Origin of the sequence: Olsenella profusa (assembly GCF_016900315.1) — a bacterium.
Classification (GTDB): domain Bacteria; phylum Actinomycetota; class Coriobacteriia; order Coriobacteriales; family Atopobiaceae; genus Thermophilibacter; species Thermophilibacter profusus_A.
In genome coordinates, this window is sequence record NZ_JACSNQ010000027.1 from 1 (window position 1) to 15,937 (window position 15,937).

Sequence of the window (15,937 nt, forward strand, 5' to 3'; positions counted from 1 at the left end):
GGGACGCCCCACGCCCGCGCCACCGCCACCGCCCCCGCGCCACGCCCCGCGCACCTACCGCCGCAGGCGCGCCTCACGACCGTCGGCTAGGAGCGCCCCCCGAGCGCACGATCATCGAGCGCGAGGTCAGGTACGTCACGACGAAGTAGCCGCCGTAGAGCGCCACCACAAAGCAGACCGTGCCCACGAGCGCCGTCCCAATCTGGAAGCCGGTGAGCAGCTCCACGATGTCGTTCACCACGCTGAGCGCCACCGACGCGTGCGCCACGGCCACCACCAGCGGGAACAGGAAGTACACCGCGATCTGCGCGAACAGCGCCCGGTCGATCATGCGCCGCTCGGCGCCGAGCTCGGCGAGCACCCGGTAGCGGCCCACGTTGTCGACTGCCTCGGAGAGCTGCTGCAGCGCCAGCACCGTCGCGCAGCTCACGAGCAGGATCACGCCGATGTAGATCGCCAGGTAGGTCACCACCACCGTGGTGCCGGCCGAAGAGTCCAGAAGGCTCTGGGCGCTCACGGCGTTCCACACCGGCCAGGCCGCGAGCGTGTCCCCGGTACCCATGACGTCGTCGTACGCCTCGTCGATCGCGGCGGTGGCGGCGGGCTCCACCGCGGCGCGCTCGCCGTTGTACATGAGGTTCACCGCGGTCATGGCGGGCCCGAGCCCCTCGGGGATCACGTCATCGTTCACGATGAGCGCGCCCGAGACCGTGCCGCCGGCGCCCGTGTCCGAGAAGGGCAGGCTCGCCAGGGGCTCCTCGGCAAAGCGCAGCGTCTGCCCGCAGGCCGTGACTTCGCCGTTCTGTGCGCACGCCGCCTCCCAGAGCTCATCGAGGGAGGGCATGTCGTTCCAGAGCAGGCACTCGCCGTCCGCCAGCTCCACGTCCTTCTCGCCGAGCATCCGAGCGAGCTCGTTGTACTCGGAGACCGGAACGACCGTGAGGAGCTGCTCGGTGTTGCCCTGGAGCAGCGTCTGCATCGTGGCGTTGCCGCTGAAATCGGTGTTGGCGAAGATGTCCTCCACCGTGACGTCCACAAGCGGGCGTCCGTCGGCGTCGTACTGGTACTGGTTGACCTGCACGGCGTCGCGGAAGAGCTCGTCGAACTCGGGGATGTCCGCGCGCATGCGGGCGATCGCGTCGTAGCCGTCCGCGGCGGCCGGGCCGTCCGTGCCCTGCTCGCCGAGCATGCCGGTGGGGTAGCTCACGAGCGACATGTCGTAGCGCGTGCCCAGCCGCAGCGCGTCGTTCACGCCCGAGGCCACCGAGAAGCCCGTGCACACGCCGCAGATGGCCAGAAAGAGCATCGCGCAGACCAGGCTGATCGAGAGCCAGGCGGTGTTGATGCGGCTGTTGAGCTGGCGCATCACGAACATGTTGAGGCCGGAGAGGTAGGCGCGCGGGCTCGCCTGCAGCGCGCGCAGGGCAAAGCCGGAGATCGAGAAGAACAGCAGCAGCGTGCCCACCGTGACGAGACCCGTGGCCAGCGCGAAGTACGGGCCCTCCTCCATCATGCCGTGCTCAAGCAGGGTGGCGTAGGCCACGCCGATAAGCGCCACCGACACCACGAAGAGCGCCACCGAGAGCGGCAGGCTGCGCAGCGTGACCCGCTCGCTCACGCGGTCCGCGTTGATGAGGTCAATCAGGCGGTAGCGGCTCACGGTGCCCACGTTGAAGACGAGCGTCACCAGGAAGATGCCCGCAAAGCACGCCACGGTGGCAAGCGCCGCCGAGGGCGAGAACGCAAAGACGAAGCCGGAGATCGTGGCCTCGAAGAGCCCTGCCGTGACGTACATCATGACCTGCGAGAGGGCCACGCCCAGGGCCAGCCCCACCGCGAGGGCACCTAAGCCCACGGTGAGCGTCTCTATGACGATGATCCAGGAGACGTGGCGGATGTCCATGCCCAGCGTGAGGTAGATGCCAAACTCCCGCTTGCGCCGCCGGATGAGGAAGCGGTTTGCGTAGACCACGAGGAACCCGAGGATGATGACGACGAAGACGGTGAGGCCGTTCAAGATGCCCACGAGCGTCTCGACCAGGGTGCGCTCGTCCTCGGCAAGCCCGATGACGGCCGCCTGGTCGTTGATCGAGCCGAAGGCGTAGAACACGCAGACGCCAAAGGCCAGCGTCAGGAAGAACACCGCGAAGTCCCGGAAGGACTTGCGGACGTTGCCGAGCGCGATCTTAGCGTACATCTGCGCCCTCCCCTCCCAGGAAGGACACGACGTCCATGATCTCGTCGAAGAACTGCTTGCGCGTCTTGGTGCCGCGCACGATCTCGGAGAAGATCCGCCCGTCCTTGAGGAAGAGCGCCCGGCGAGAATAACTTGCGGCAAACGAGTCGTGCGTGACCATGATGATCGTGGCGCCGTCGGCGTTGAGCGCCTCGAGGCTCTCCAGCAGGCGGCGGGAGTTCTTGGAGTCGAGGGCGCCCGTGGGCTCGTCGGCGAGCACGAGCGACGGGTTGGTCACGATGGCGCGGGCCGCGGCCACGCGCTGCTTCTGGCCGCCGGACATCTGGTGCGGGAACTTGTCGAGCACGTCGGAGACGCCGAGGCGCTCGGCGACCTCGCTCACGCGGGCCGGGACCTCGCGCGCCGGCGCGTGGTTGATCGTGAGCGCGAGCGCGATGTTCTCCCGCGCGGTGAGGGTGTCCAGGAGGTTGGAGTCCTGGAAGACGAAGCCCAGGCGCTCGCGGCGGAAGCGCGAGAGCTGCCCCGGTCGCAGCTCCGTGATGTCCTGGCCGTCCACGTAGATGTGGCCGGAGGTAGGCCGGTCGATCGTGGAGACGCAGTTCAGCAGCGTGGTCTTGCCGGAGCCCGACGGGCCCATGATGGCGATGTACTCGCCAGGGGCCACGTCGAAGGAGACGCCGTCGAGGGCGCGGGTGACGTTGGTGCGGCTGCCGTAGAGCTTCTCGACGTCTTGGCAGGAAAGGACCGGGCGCACAGGGCCGGGCGCGGGTGCCGCGGGACCGGTGGGACGGGCGTGCGAAGGTGCCATGGGGCTCCTCTCGTCGGGGAATGCGTACGGCAACATAGTCCTTCTCGCCACGCCCGGCTGCCATAAGGCCGACTTACGGTCACCTTATGCTTTCGTAAGGTGGCCTGTTCTTTTCTGGGACTCAAGCAAGCAGGCTCCCCGCGTTGCGGTACGAGACAAGCCGCCCCGCCTCCGTGTCCATCTCGTAGTCGCCCCCGTAGACGACCGCGCACGACTCCGGCCCCAGGCCGAGGTCGCCGGCGTGGGCCGCGAGCGTCTTGAAAAAGCGGGGGTTGTACGTTGCCGAGGACTTTATCTCAACGGCCCCCACCGGCTGAAGGCCCTTCTCGATGACCAGGTCGATCTCGTTCTTGTTGGCGTCCCGCCAGTACGAGAGGCGCACCCGGCGCGAACGGGCGAAGGAGCGCTTCATGAGCTCCGAGACGACCGCCGACTCGAACAGCGGACCACGCCGCTCGCTCAGCAGCAGCTCGTCCGCCCCGCCCACGCCGAGCAGCGCACAGGCCAGGCCCGTGTCGTAGAAGTAGAGCTTGGGACGCTTGGTGAGTCGCTTGCGCGCATTGCCCAGATGCGGCTGGAGCATGAACACGATGTGGCTCGCCTCCAGGATGGAGAGCCAGCTCTTGGCCGTCTCGTGGGCGATGCCACAGTCTGTGGCAAGGCGCGACACGTTGAGCAGCTCCCCGCAGGAAAGGGCGCAGAGGCCAAGGAACCTGCGGAAGTCCGAGAGGCTCCGCACGCCCAGCTCCGCCCGCACGTCCCGCGTGAGGTAGGTCTCCACGTAGTTGTCGAAGAAGTCCGCGGGATCGATGCCATGGTCAAAGAGGCGCGGGTAGCCGCCGGCATAGAGCCACTCCACCGGGGACGCCGGCGCAAGACCAGCGGAGGAGAGCTCGAAGAGCGAGAGCGGGAGCAGCGTGAACAGCGCGACCCGACCGGCGAGCGACTGCGTAACCGACTTCATAAGCAGGAAGTTCTGGGACCCGGTGAGGACGAAGCGGCCTGGCTCGTCGGACTCGTCGATGACCTCCTGCAGATACGAGAAGAGCGACGGGACGCGCTGCGCCTCGTCGAAGATCACGTGGGAGCGATACCTGACGAGAAAGTCCCGGGGGTTCTCCTCAAACTGCGCCCGCACGTCCTCGTTCTCAAAGCTGACGTACTCGTAGCCGGGAAACGCATCGCGCACGAGGGTCGTCTTTCCGCTCTGGCGCGGCCCGGTCACCGAGACGGCCGGGTACTGCGTCGCGGCGCCAAGGACGCGCTCTCGCAGCTCGCGCTCGATCATGAGACCTCCCTACTAGTAATTTATCATAGACTCTACTTGTAATTTATCATAGCCTCTACTAGTAGTTTGTCATAGCTCCTACTTGCAATTTGTCATAGACGCTACCTGCAAAACGTCCTAGACAGCCTCGCCCGGCAGCCCGCGCGGCCCCGAGGCTAGGCGCGCTCGACCATGTCCGGGAAGGCGAGAAACACCGAGGTACCCGCGCCCTCCTTGGACTCCAGCCACACCTCCACGCCCATCTTCCGGCAGAGCTCGCGCACGAGGTAGAGGCCGATGCCGGTGGAGCGCGCGAACCGGCGGCCGTTCTCGCCGGTAAATCCCTTGTCAAAGACGCGTCCCACGTCGGAGGCCGGGATGCCGATGCCGTCGTCGGAGATCTCGAGCCGCGTTGACCACGCGTCCAGGCCGGTCTCCTCCCGCGTGGCGCAGATCCGCACGTGCCCCTGCTCGCCGTCCGTGCGGCGATACTTGGCGGCGTTGACGAGCACCTGCCCCACCACGAAGGAGAGCCACTTGGGGTCGGCGTGCACGCGCACCTCGAGCCCCTCGAGCTCGGGCGTCACCCGCGCGTCGATGAGGGCGCGGGCCTTGTGGCGCAGCGCGTCGCGCACCACGTCGCCAAGCACGACCTCGCGGATCTGGAAGTCGCGGTCGAGCGAGGTGGAGCGGGAGTAGTAGAGCGCCTGCTCCACGTAGCCCTCCACGGAGTCGACCTCGGCGTCGATGGCGTCCACGGCCGGCGACGGGTTGTTCTTGGCGATGAGGCGCGCCGCCGCGATGGGCGTCTTGATCTCGTGGACCCACGTCTCCACGTACTCGCGGTACTCCCGCTCGCGCCTGCGGGCCGCGGCGATGCGGTCGCGCATGGCGCGGGACTCGCGGTCGAGCGCGTCATAGAAGAGCTCGCCCTCGAGCACGTGCGGGCGCTCCACGAGCTCGGTGGCCAGGTAGGACCGCTCGCCGAGGGCGTCGAGCGTCTGCTGGAGGCTCCGGTAGAAGCCGCGGCGGTGCAGCCAGTCCAGAAGCGTCGCCACGACGGCCGCCAGCGCGAGCACCGTGCAGACAAACGCCACGACCGCGCCCTCGACCCCGTAGACGACCATCACGAGCGCCACGAACGCAAGCGCGAGTACCCGCACGGCCAGCGGGACCACCCGGTCGCTGAGATACGCCAGAAAGCCCACGTTCTTCTCGCCCCCCCTGTCCGTTGCCGGCCGCCGCGCGGCACGCCGTCCGCCGGCGCCCTACTCTACCAGGTAGCCCATGCCGCGCTTGGTGCGCACGAAGTCCTCCACGCCGATCTTTGCGAGCGTGGCGCGCAGGTGGCTGACGTTGACCGTGAGCGTGTTGTCGTCCACGAACTCGTCGGAGGCCCAGAGCTCCTCCTGGATGCGCTGGCGGCTCACCACCGCGCCGGCGTTGCGCATGAGCAGCGCCAGGATCTTGAGCTCGTTCTTGGTGAGCTCGGCGGAGCGGCCGTCGTGCGTCACGCGGCAGCGGGCGGTGTCCAGCGTGACGCCGGCGTGGCTGATCTCGGCCGAGGCCGCGCCCTCGCCGTAGCTGCGCTTGAGCACCGACGCCACGTGGGCAAGGAGCACCTGGTCGTTGTAGGGCTTGGGCACGAAGTCGTCCGCGCCGAAGGAGAGCGTGAGCAGCTCGTCCATGTCGTTGTCGCGGGAGGTGACCACGACGATGGGGACGGGGCTCGCGCGGCGGACCTCGCGGCAGACGTAGGTGCCGTCGACGCCGGGCAGGTTGAGGTCAAGCAGCACGAGGTCGGGGGCCGCGTCGAGAATCTGGGCGGCCACGTCGTCGAAGCTCGTGAGCGCGCGGGCCTCATAGCCGTTGCGCGCGAGCAGGACGCAGAGCTCGTCCCTGATGTGCGCGTCGTCCTCGACCACGAGGAGCCGTCTCATGTGTGCCTCCGTTCCGTGCGGGGTTCGTCTGTCGAGCGTAGCACAGGCGCGGGACACGCCCGCCGGCGAGAAGGGCCTCGGGACCGATGCCGGCCCGCCGCGCCTCCGCGCCCCGCGCGTCCTTCTCGCCCCGCGCGTCCTTCTCGCCCCGCACGCGTCACCAGCGCGTTACCGCTCGCCGGAACGCGACGGTGCCGCCACGGCCGCGCGCCTATCATGAGAGGGCTGTAACTCCGAAGGGCAGAAAGGCCGCCCCATGACCATCGTCGACATGCTGCGCGAGAACGCGCGTCGCTACCCCAACGAGGTCGCGCTCGTGGAGGTCAACCCCGAGCGCCGCGAGAACCGCCACATCACCTGGCGCGACTACGACCTCGTGGAGACCACCGACGACGAGCCGTTCCGCCGCGAGATAACCTGGCAGGTCTTCGACGAGAAGGCCAACCGCTTTGCCAACCTGCTGCTCTCCCGCGGCGTCCGCCGCGACGACAAGGTTGCAATCCTGCTCTACAACTGCATCGAGTGGCTGCCGCTCTACTTTGGCGTGCTCAAGTCCGGCGCCACGGTGGTGCCGCTCAACTTCCGCTACTCGGCCGACGAGATCGAGTACTGCCTCGAGAAGGCCGACGTGGACATCCTCGTCTTCGGGCCGGAGTTCATCGGGCGCGTTGAGGAGGTCGTCGACCGCATCCAGCCCGGCCGCCTGCTCTTCTTCGTGGGCGACGACTGCCCCACCTGGGCGGAGTCCTACCGCGAGCTCGCGAGCCTGTGCTCCTCGGCCGACCCGAACGTCCCGCTCTCCGAGGACGACGACGCCGCCATCTACTTCTCGAGCGGCACCACGGGGTTCCCGAAGGCCATCCTGCACCACCACCAGAGCCTCACCCAGGCGGCCGAGATGGAGCAGGTCCACCACCACCAGACCCACGACGACGTCTTCCTCTGCATCCCGCCGCTCTACCACACCGGCGCCTGCATGCACTGGCTCGGCAGCCTCATCACGGGCAGCCGCGGCGTGCTCCTGCGCGGGGTCTCCCCCAAGACGGTACTCGAGACGGTCTCGGCCGAGCGCTGCACCATCGTGTGGCTGCTCGTGCCGTGGGCCCAGGACATCCTCGTGGCCCTGGAGGACGGCTCGGTCCGCCTCAAGGACTACCACCTGGACCAGTGGCGCTTCATGCACATCGGCGCCCAGCCCGTGCCGGCGAGTCTCATCCGCCGCTGGCGCGAGGTCTTCCCCAACCACGCCTACGACACCAACTACGGCCTCTCCGAGTCCATGGGGCCGGGCTGCGTGCACCTGGGGATGGAGAACATCGGCCACGTGGGGGCCATCGGCGTTCCCGGCTACCGCTGGGAGTGCCGCGTGGTCTCGGAGGGCGGCAGGGACGTGCCGGACGGCGAGGTCGGCGAGCTCTGCGTGCGCGGGCCCGGCCTCATGGAGTGCTACTACAAGGACCCGGAGGCGACCGCCGAGGCGCTCGTGGGGGGTTGGCTTCACACCGGCGACATGGCCCGGCGTGACGAGGACGGCTTCCTGTGGCTCGTGGACCGCAAGAAGGACGTCATCATCACCGGCGGCGAGAACCTCTACCCGGTGCAGATCGAGGACTACCTGATGGGGCACCCCTCCATCAAGGACGTGGCCGTAATCGGCCTGCCCGACGAGCGTCTGGGCGAGATCGCCGCCGCCGTCATCGAGCTCAAGCCGGGGGCCGACCCCCTCACCGAGGAGGATGTCAACCGGTTCTGCAAGGGGCTGCCGCGCTACAAGCGGCCCCGCAAGGTCATCTTTGCGCCCGTGCCGAGAAACCCCACGGGCAAGATAGAGAAGCCGGCGCTGCGCGCCAAGTACGGGGCCGAGGGCCTCGTCGCGCGCGAGTCGGGACGCTAGCCGGGCGGGGCGGGGCCCTGGGGCCCGCGCTGCCGCCGCCAAGCTGAGGCACGGCCCTCGGGCCCCGCCCCGCCACAGGAGAGGAGAGACATGGACAAGCACCTCATGTCCGGAAACGAGGCCATCGCGCAGGGCGCCTGGGAGGCCGGCTGCGCCGTGGGCGTCGGCTACCCCGGCACGCCCTCCACCGAGACCCTCGAGGCGCTCGTGCGCAGGGAGGACGTCTACTGCGAGTGGGCGCCCAACGAGAAGGTCGCGCTCGAGGTGGGGCTCGGCGCGGCCATCGGCGGGGCGCGCTCGCTCGTCACGATGAAGCACGTCGGCGTCAACGTGGCGGCCGACCCGCTGATGAGCGCCTGCAACACGGGCGTCAACGCCGGCCTGGTCCTTCTCGCCGCTGACGACCCCTCCTGCTACTCGTCCCAGAACGAGCAGGACTCCCGCTTCTACGCCGCCTTCGCGCGGATCCCGTGCCTCAGCGCCACCGACTCGGCCGAGTGCTACGAGATGACCCGCGCCGCCTTCGAGCTCTCCGAGCGCTTCGACACGCCGGTCATGCTGCACGAGACCATGCGCATCGCCCACACCCGCACGCTCGTCTCGCCGGAGGGCGTCCGCGAGGCCGTGGAGCCGCGCCCCTACGAGGACAACATCGGCAAGTACGTCATGATGCCCGCCAACGCCGTGCGCCGTCGCGCCGCGGTGGACGAGCGCACGAGGGAGCTTGCCGACTACGCCGAGACCTGCCCGTGGAACCGCGTCGAGACGCGGGGCGAGAAGGTCGGCGTCATCTGCTCCGGTGCCGTCTACCAGCACGTCCGCGAGGCGCTCCCGGACGCGAGCACCTTCAAGCTCGGGCTCGTCTGGCCGCTGCCGGCAGACGCGCTGGCGCGCTTCGCCACCTCCGTCGAGCACTGCTACGTGGTCGAGGAGGCGAGCGACTACCTCTCCGAGCACGTCCGCGCCCTCGGCGTGACGCTGGACACGCCGCCCGCGGCCCCGCTGCCCGCCGGCGGCGAGCTCACGCCCGCCAAGATCCGCGCTGCCTTCGGCCTGGGGGAGCCCGCGCACCTCGCCGCCGCCGAGGACCTGCCGCCGCGCCCGCCCGCGTTCTGCCCGGGCTGCCCGCACCGCCTGGTCTTCTGCGAGCTGCGCCGCATCAAGGCCATCGTCACCGGCGACATCGGCTGCTACACGCTCGGCGCGGTGGCCCCCTACGGCGCCTGCCACACGGTCATCGACATGGGCGCCTCGCTCTCGATGGCGCACGGCATGGAGCTCGCCGGGACGCCCGAGCGCACGGGGCGCCCGGTCATCGGCGTGATCGGCGACTCCACCTTCGCGCACTCCGGCATCACGAGCCTGCTCGGCACCATCTACAACGGCGGCGTCGGCACCCTCTGCATCCTGGACAACCGCACCACGGCCATGACCGGCACGCAGGGCAACCCCGTCAACGGCGTCACCCTCACCGACTCCGGCCACGGCGTGGGCCCGCTCGACAACCCCACCGGCAAGGCGCTCGACCTGATCGCCCTCTGCCGAGCGCTGGGCGTCGAGGACGTCCGCGAGGTCGACGCGCAGGACCTCCAGGCCGTGCGCGGCGCGCTCAAGGACGCCGTGGCCAACGCCGACCAGCTCAGCGTCATCGTGTTCAAGGCGCCGTGCCGCCTCGTGGACCGCAGCCGCGGCAAGCTGCCCACCATCCGCGACTGCCGCGCGTGCGGGCAGTGCCTGAAGATCGGCTGCCCCGCGCTCGGGCGTGCCAAGGACGGCACCGCCGCCATCGACCCCACCCAGTGCATCGGGTGCGACCAGTGCGTCCAGTCCTGCCCGTTCCACTGCATCACTAAGGAGTAAGCATGGAGAAGCTCAGCGAAACCAAGACCATCCTCCTGGTGGGCGTGGGCGGCCAGGGCACGATCCTGGCCGGCAAGCTCCTCGCCGAGGTGGCGGCCGAGGCGGGCCTCGACGTCAAGGTGTCTGAGATCCACGGCATGAGCCAGCGCGGCGGCTCGGTGAGCACGGTCATCCGCGTGGGCGAGCACGTCTCCACGATGGTCTGCGACGAGGGACGGGCCGACGTGGTGGTGGCCTTCGAGGCCGTCGAGGCCCTGCGCGCCCAGCACTACCTGGCCGAGGGCGGCCGCATGTTCGTCAACGACGAGGAGATCACGCCGGTCTCGGTCAACATCGGCAACGCAAAGATGCCCGAGCGCGTGGACGAGCGCCTGCGCGAGATGGGCGCACACCTGCTGGACGCCGGCGTGATCGCGCGCGGGCTCGGCGCGCCCAAGTCCACCAACGTGGTGCTGGTGGGCGCGCTCTCCACGGCGCTGCCCTTCGAGGTCGAGCTCTGGCGCGAGGCCGTGCGCCGCTGCGTGCCGCCGGCGACCATCGACGCCAACCTCGCCGCCTTCGACGCCGGGCGCGACGCGGCGCTGCGCGGGGCCGCGCGGTAGAGCCGCGGGCCGGGGCGGGCGCGGGCCCTGCCGGGGCGGCCACGAGTAGCCCGCCCCCACACGTCAAACGTGGCGAGAAGAACCTCACGGAAGGACCTGCCTCCCCAGGGGGCAGGTCCTTCTCGCCATGGGGCGATGCCGCGGGTCCTTCTCGCCGCTGCTGCCGCGGGTCCTTCTCGCCGCTACTCCTCCGCGCGGACGCCGAGCTCCTCGCAGAGGATGCGCGCGGTCAGGCCGGCCGCGAGCTCGCAGAAGCCCTGGCACTGGGCCCGGCGCTCGGGGCTCCCCCACTCCATGCCGCGCGTGAGGACCCGGCAGCAGGTCACGTTCCGGCCGGTGCCGGCGCGGAAGGCGTCGTGCAGCCTGGCGGCGAGCGGCTTGGCACGCAGCTTGTCCCCGGTCATGAGGCCGATAAAGGTCACGCCGCCGTTGAGCGAGCCGCACACGCAGCCGGACCCGCCGATGCCGCGGCCCATCCCGGCGCCGGCCGTCACCGCGAGCTCGCGCGGGAAGTCCGGGCGGAAGGCGTCCCAGAGCGCCGCGATCACCGACTCGCCGCAGTTCAGGTGCTCGGCGCCCGTCCGCGCGTTAAACTCCCCCGCCGCGGCGCTCACCGCGGAGATGCTCACCTTGTCCCTCACGCCTCTCCCCTCTCTTGGTTGCATCGCCATGATACGGGATTGCCCGCGGGGCCGGGGCGCCGGCTCGGTTCCACAGGGCCGGGGGCACCGGCTCGGTTCCGCGGGGCCGGGGGCACCGGAAGCGCTACCCTAGGGCACAACGTCCCGCAACCACGGAGGACCCCATGAAGCTCTTTGCCTTTGCCCTGCGCCCCTACGACGAGCTCGGCTACCTCGACGCGCTCAGCCGCGAGCTCGGCTTTGACTACGGCTGGACCGCCGACTACCCCACGCTTGAGAACGCCGAGCTCGCAGCCGGCGCCGACGGCGTCTCCATCATCACCAACCCGATGACGCCCGAGCTGCTCTCCGCCTACGCGCGGCTCGGCGTGCGCGGCCTGGCCACCCGCTCAATCGGCTACGACCACGTCGACCTCGCCGCCGCGCGCGAGCTCGGCATCCGCGTGGCCCACGCCGCCTACCCGCCCGAGGGCGTGGCCGACTACGCGATCATGCTCATGATGATGGCCCTGCGCAAGGTCAAGCTCATCGCCCGCCAGGCCGCGGTCCAGGACTTCGGGCTGGCCGGCAAGATCGGCCGCGACCTCTCCAGCTGCACGGTGGGCGTGGTGGGGACCGGCGCCATCGGCTCCTGCGTGGTGCGCCACCTGCAGGGCTTCGGCTGCCGCGTGCTGGCCAGCGACCCCTGTCCGCGCGACGACGTCCGCGAGCTCGCCCGCTACGTCACGCTCGACGAGCTGCTCGCCGCCTCCGACGTGGTCACGCTCCACGCGCCCGGCCTGCCGGAGAACCACCACATGATCGGCGCGCGCGAGCTCGGCCTCATGCGGGAGGGCGCCGTGCTCGTGAACGCCGCGCGCGGCACGCTCGTGGACACCGCGGCGCTCGTGGACGCGCTGGAGTCCGGGCACCTCGGCGGCGCCGCGCTCGACACCATCGAGCACGAGTCCAACCTCTACTACCTCGACCGCAGCCGCGACGTCCTGCCCAACCGCGACCGCGCGGTCCTCGACGCGCTGCCCAACGTGATCGTGACCCCACACATGGCCTTCTACACCGCCGACGACGTGGAGGGCATGGTGCGCAGCACCACGAGCGCGCTGCTCGCCTTCTCGCGCGGCGAGGACTCGCCGTACGAGGTGCGTGCGTAGGGAGCTGCGGCGGCGCGTCCGCGGCGGGCTGCGCGTCCGCGGCGGGCTGCGCGTCCGCGGCGGGCTGCGCGTCCGCGGCGGGCTGCGCGTCCGCGGCGGGCTGCGCGTCCGCGGCGGGCTGCGCGTCCGCAGCGCCCCCGCGCCGCACCCGCGACGGGCAAAACACCCGCCAAATCCTAACCAGAAAGAGACGGCCATCTACCTGCGGTTTCTTACGTTTCCGCAGGTAGATGGCTGTTTAGAAAATCGGGGTTCTTTTGGGTGCACCTGAGCCAAAACGCTCAAACCCGCCAGTTTCCGCGCACCCCGGCGAGAAGAACCTCCCGCCCGCTACTCCGCGTCCTCCTCGGCGGTGGGCTCCTCGCGCCGCGGCTTGCGGCTGCGCTGCTCGACCTCCTCGGGCGTGAGCACGTCCTCGATCCGCAGGTTGACGCCCGCCACCTCGAGGCCCGTCATGCCCGTGACCTGCTTCACCACGGCGCGCTTGACGTCCTCGAAGACCTGCGGCGCGTACGCCCCGTACTCGATCAGCACGGAGATGTTCACGCGCACCGCGCTCTCCGGCGTCACCTCCACGGTCACGCCCTTGGTGGAGTCGCTCGCACCGAAGGCATCCTGCACGCGGTTGAACCAGCTGCCCTTCATGCCCACCACGCCGGGGACGTCGCGCATCGCGATGGCGACGATCTTCTCGATGACGCCGTTGGAGAAGGTCAGGGAGTCCTCGGAGTCCACGTCCTCGTCGTCGGTCAGGGCCTCGATGTCCTGGCCGGTCTCGGTGGCCTCCGCGGCGGCGAGCTCGCCCGTGGGCTCGGGCGCGTCCTCGAGGTCCGTGACCTTGGCGGTTGTGGTGTCGTTCTTGCTCATGTCCGCTCCTCGGTGTCAGGGCGCCGCAGCGCCGCGGATGCTACTGGTTGCCGCGCGAGAAGAGCCGGCGCAGCGCGTTGATGATCTTGGGGTCCCCGTCCACGAGCTGGCCCACGGCCACGCCCACGAGAATCAGCGCCGCGATCACGAAGGCGTACCACGGCCCGATGGCAATGAGCACGAGCGCGGCCACCAGGCCCACCACGCCGCCCCAGAAGGCGTTCTCGTTGCCGGGGAAGGTGGCGCTCACCCACGAGCGCACGCAGCTGCCGGCCCCGCGCAGGGACGCGCCGGCGTCTGCCGTCGCAGGGCCCGTCTCGACCCGCGGCGCGGCGCCGGCCGTGCCGGTGGTCCCGGCTGCACCGTTCTTCTCGCCAGCGGGGGACGCGTCGGCGGCGGGGTTCTTCTCGCCCTGCTCGACCTCCACCTTGGGCCTGCGGTCGTCTCTGTCTGCCATGCCTACGCCTCCCTCTCAGCGTCGCGCGCGGGGCCCATGGAGACCGTGATCTCGCTTGTGGAGTCGGCGGCGGGCACCGGCGCGCTGACCCCGGGCGCGGCCTCCTCGGCCGGCTCCTCCTGCCCCGCGGCGGCCAGCGTCACGGACTCCGGCTCCACGAACTCCAGGCTCACGTCCTCGACCTTGTCACCGCACACGGCGGCCAGGCCGTCGATCAGCTCGGCGTGGAGCTCGGCGCCCTTGGCCACCACGTCCACGGTCTCGTGCGGGAGCACCCGGACGTGCACACGCACGTGGCCGCGGGCCTTGGCGTCCACCCGCACGCGCGCGGCGGTGCAGGTGCCGTCCGCCTCGACGATGTGGGAGGCCTGGGCCGCGATGGCGTCGCGCGTGACGGAGATGACGCCGCCGTCGACCGTGGCGATCTCCACCGTGCGCACCGTGCGACGCGCGAAGAGCGCCCGGGCCAGCAGCACCACGAGCCCCAGCACGCTGACGGCCAGGCAGGCCATGAGCGCCAGCGCGTAGGCCTCGACGTTCAGCAGCGCGGAGGCCACCAGCGTCCACGGGCCGAACCACGTGAGCGCCAGGGCGCCCAGGGAAAAGGCGCTGGCGAGTACGTAGACGACCATGCACAGGCGCTTGAGTCCGTTCATGCGCATCTCCAATCGGAGCGGCTCCCATCCAACACGTTCCTAGGATACCCCTTGGCCCGGACCAGAATCCCCCTTGCGGCGAGAAGGACGCGGAACGGCACATCGCGCAAAGACGAGGCCGAGCGCCGCCGAGCTCACCGACGCGGCGAGGATCGCGCACTTGGCGGCGATGGCGTCGGCCGGGTCGGCGAAGGCGAGGCCCGTGATCAGGATGGACATGGTAAAGCCCACCCCACCCATGAGGCCCACCGTGACCACCTGCGCCCAGTCCATGCCGCGCGGCAGGCGCGCGAACCCCAGGCGCACGAGCAGCCAGGTCACGCCGATGATGCCGATCGGCTTGCCGAGGACCGCGCCCAGGTAGACGCCGTGGGCCACCGGGCTCATGAGGATGGCGCCGAAGTTCTCCCCCACGAGGTGCAGCTCCGCGTTGACGAAGGCGAAGACCGGGAGCACGAGGAAGTTCACGAAGACCGAGACGTAGCGCTCCATGCGCTCGAGCGGCGGGGTCACGTGGTGCATCACGCGCTCCACGTGCCAGGCGCCCTCGGTGAAGTCGTGCTGGCCGAGGACGTGGTGGGCGTCATCGTAGGTGTCGTCGAGGTCGCGGGCGCGGCGGGCGAGCCAGCCGCCGAGCTCGGAGAGGCGCACGTCGGAGCGGCTCGGCAGCGCAAAGGCCAGGATGACGCCCGCGAGCGTGGCGTGGATGCCGGACTTGTAGAGGCACGCCCAGAGCACGAGGCCCACCGCCACGTAGGGCGCCACGGAGTAGACGCGCGCCCGGTTGAGGCCGAGCAGGGCGAGCGTGCAGGCGAGCGCCGCCGCGCACCAGGCGAGGTCCGGCGTCTGGCCGTAGAAGAGGGCGATCACCACGATGGCGAGGATGTCGTCGGCGATGGCGAGCGTCTGGAAGAACACCTTGGTCTCCGGCGAGACGCGCCGGCCCAGAAGCGACACCACGCCCAGGGCGAAGGCGATGTCGGTGGCGATGGGGACCGCCCAGCCGCGCGGCTCGCCCGCCCCGCCTGCCGCGAGGTTGCAGGCCAGGAAGATGAGGGCGGGCGCGCAGACGCCGCCCACCGCGGCGAGCATGGGAAGCGCCGCCTGGCGCGGGCGACGCAGCTGGCCGACCGTGGTCTCGTACTTGAGCTCGATGCCCACGAGCAGGAAGAACACCGCCATGAGGAAGTCGTTCACGAAGGCCTCGACGGTGAGCGAGACGGTGATCGGCCCGGCACCGAGCTCGAGCGGCTGGGCGAGCAGCCACTCGACGCCCTCGTAGAGCGGGGTGTTGGCCACCACGAGGGCCAGGAGCGCGGCGCCCACCATCACCGCCGCGGCAACGGTGCCGTTTGAGGTGAGGCAGGAGAGCGCGCCGCGGCGCTCCAGGCGACGCACGACGGCCGGCTCGCCGAAGATGCTGGGGCCCGTGCCGCTCATCGGGCGCCCCCGTCCGCTCCCTCGCCCAGAAGAAGCGTCTGCTCCACGAACACCTTGGCGGCGAGCGCGTCGAGGGCGGCCTCGAGCAGGCGGGCGAGCTCGGGGGCCGCGGGCGCGCCCGACGCGTCGAGAAGGACGAGGGGCTGCGGGGCGGGCG

The 15,937-nt window shown here is 70.3% G+C and carries 14 protein-coding genes; 4 read left to right on the top strand and 10 right to left on the bottom strand.

Features of this window, described 5'->3' with window-relative positions; genetic code table 11:
• Window positions 1-73: 73 nt before the first annotated feature.
• From H9X80_RS08635 to H9X80_RS08655, 5 genes are all read right to left on the bottom strand, one after another.
• Complete coding sequence (locus H9X80_RS08635) at window positions 74-2,197, bottom strand: FtsX-like permease family protein (RefSeq protein WP_204793939.1); 2,124 nt, start codon at window positions 2,195-2,197, stop codon at window positions 74-76.
• Window positions 2,187-3,005 carry an ABC transporter ATP-binding protein gene (locus tag H9X80_RS08640; RefSeq protein WP_204793940.1) on the bottom strand — a complete coding sequence of 273 codons (819 nt, stop codon included), beginning with the start codon at window positions 3,003-3,005 and terminating at the stop codon, window positions 2,187-2,189. Before H9X80_RS08640 ends, H9X80_RS08635 begins: the two co-directional genes overlap by 11 nt.
• Window positions 3,006-3,126: 121 nt before the next feature.
• Complete coding sequence (locus H9X80_RS08645; RefSeq protein ID WP_204793941.1) at window positions 3,127-4,293, bottom strand: ATP-binding protein; 1,167 nt, start codon at window positions 4,291-4,293, stop codon at window positions 3,127-3,129.
• 155 nt (window positions 4,294-4,448) lie between these two features.
• Window positions 4,449-5,480, bottom strand: a complete 1,032-nt coding sequence (locus H9X80_RS08650) for an ATP-binding protein (protein WP_204793942.1) — start codon at window positions 5,478-5,480, stop codon at window positions 4,449-4,451.
• A gap of 60 nt (window positions 5,481-5,540) precedes the next feature.
• Window positions 5,541-6,212: a response regulator transcription factor gene (locus H9X80_RS08655; protein WP_204793943.1), complete on the bottom strand. Its 672-nt coding sequence runs from the start codon at window positions 6,210-6,212 to the stop codon at window positions 5,541-5,543.
• A gap of 256 nt (window positions 6,213-6,468) precedes the next feature.
• Here H9X80_RS08655 and H9X80_RS08660 point away from each other — a divergent pair, with 256 nt between their 5' ends.
• The 3 genes from H9X80_RS08660 (at window position 6,469) to H9X80_RS08670 (ending at window position 10,568) form a co-directional block, all read left to right on the top strand.
• On the top strand, window positions 6,469-8,106 hold the full coding sequence (locus H9X80_RS08660; RefSeq protein ID WP_204793944.1) for a class I adenylate-forming enzyme family protein: 1,638 nt from the start codon (window positions 6,469-6,471) through the stop codon (window positions 8,104-8,106).
• A 90-nt stretch (window positions 8,107-8,196) separates the two neighbouring features.
• Window positions 8,197-9,966: a thiamine pyrophosphate-dependent enzyme gene (locus tag H9X80_RS08665; protein WP_204793946.1), complete on the top strand. Its 1,770-nt coding sequence runs from the start codon at window positions 8,197-8,199 to the stop codon at window positions 9,964-9,966.
• 2 nt (window positions 9,967-9,968) lie between these two features.
• Entirely contained in the window at window positions 9,969-10,568 is a 600-nt protein-coding gene (locus H9X80_RS08670; RefSeq protein ID WP_204793947.1) for an indolepyruvate oxidoreductase subunit beta, read from the top strand.
• A gap of 182 nt (window positions 10,569-10,750) precedes the next feature.
• Here H9X80_RS08670 and H9X80_RS08675 read toward each other — a convergent pair whose 3' ends face one another.
• Entirely contained in the window at window positions 10,751-11,209 is a 459-nt protein-coding gene (locus H9X80_RS08675; protein ID WP_204793948.1) for a C-GCAxxG-C-C family (seleno)protein, read from the bottom strand.
• Between the two features lie 164 nt (window positions 11,210-11,373).
• On the opposite strand from H9X80_RS08675, the gene H9X80_RS08680 reads away from it, so the two are divergent.
• On the top strand, window positions 11,374-12,360 hold the full coding sequence (locus H9X80_RS08680) for a D-isomer specific 2-hydroxyacid dehydrogenase family protein (RefSeq protein WP_204793949.1): 987 nt from the start codon (window positions 11,374-11,376) through the stop codon (window positions 12,358-12,360).
• Between the two features lie 330 nt (window positions 12,361-12,690).
• Here H9X80_RS08680 and H9X80_RS08685 read toward each other — a convergent pair whose 3' ends face one another.
• The 4 genes from H9X80_RS08685 to nhaA are packed head-to-tail and all read right to left on the bottom strand — an operon-like array spanning window position 12,691 to window position 15,780.
• Complete coding sequence (locus H9X80_RS08685; RefSeq protein ID WP_204793950.1) at window positions 12,691-13,227, bottom strand: Asp23/Gls24 family envelope stress response protein; 537 nt, start codon at window positions 13,225-13,227, stop codon at window positions 12,691-12,693.
• Window positions 13,228-13,267: 40 nt separating this feature from the next.
• Window positions 13,268-13,684 (bottom strand): DUF2273 domain-containing protein, encoded by a 417-nt coding sequence (locus H9X80_RS08690; RefSeq protein WP_204793951.1) that lies wholly within the window; start codon window positions 13,682-13,684, stop codon window positions 13,268-13,270.
• 2 nt (window positions 13,685-13,686) lie between these two features.
• On the bottom strand, window positions 13,687-14,340 hold the full coding sequence (amaP, locus tag H9X80_RS08695) for an alkaline shock response membrane anchor protein AmaP (RefSeq protein ID WP_204793952.1): 654 nt from the start codon (window positions 14,338-14,340) through the stop codon (window positions 13,687-13,689).
• Window positions 14,341-14,379: 39 nt separating this feature from the next.
• Window positions 14,380-15,780 carry a Na+/H+ antiporter NhaA gene (nhaA, locus tag H9X80_RS08700; protein WP_204793954.1) on the bottom strand — a complete coding sequence of 467 codons (1,401 nt, stop codon included), beginning with the start codon at window positions 15,778-15,780 and terminating at the stop codon, window positions 14,380-14,382.
• Window positions 15,781-15,937: the final 157 nt, after the last annotated feature.